The organism is Pedobacter petrophilus (genome assembly GCF_009674725.1).
GTDB classification, from domain to species: Bacteria; Bacteroidota; Bacteroidia; order Sphingobacteriales; family Sphingobacteriaceae; genus Pedobacter; species Pedobacter petrophilus.
This window is the reverse complement of sequence record NZ_WKKH01000144.1, coordinates 1-322: the sequence shown is the minus strand read 5'-3', so window position 1 is coordinate 322 and position 322 is coordinate 1. Positions and strand designations below refer to the sequence as shown.

Annotated in this window: 1 protein-coding gene; it reads right to left on the bottom strand. The window is 44.7% G+C overall.

Annotated elements, in window-relative coordinates:
• The coding region (locus GJU39_RS23490) for an MBG domain-containing protein (RefSeq protein ID WP_167515749.1) at positions 1–322 on the bottom strand (322 nt) is incomplete at both ends.

Genomic DNA, 322 nt, shown 5'->3' with positions numbered 1-322 from the left:
ACTGTTATTGCTTTTGCACCGATCGTGAAATCAGCACCGACATAGGTCAAATTATAATTACCGTTCAGTGCAAGCGTACCTTGATTGATCGCATAAGTGCCTGCATTTTCTCCGGGTTGTCTGGTTAGGCTTCCTGTGAAACTATCACCTGTTTGCAACGCCGGAGTGAAAGTGTAAGTTAATGCCGGATCAGCCTCGCCAAAGGTTTTGCTTTTTGCATCGGCAGTTACCGTGATGGTTTTCGTTCCGATGGTTAAATCTGCACCTGCATAGGTTAAAGTATAATTACCGTTCAGTGCAAGTGTACCTTGGTTGATCGCAT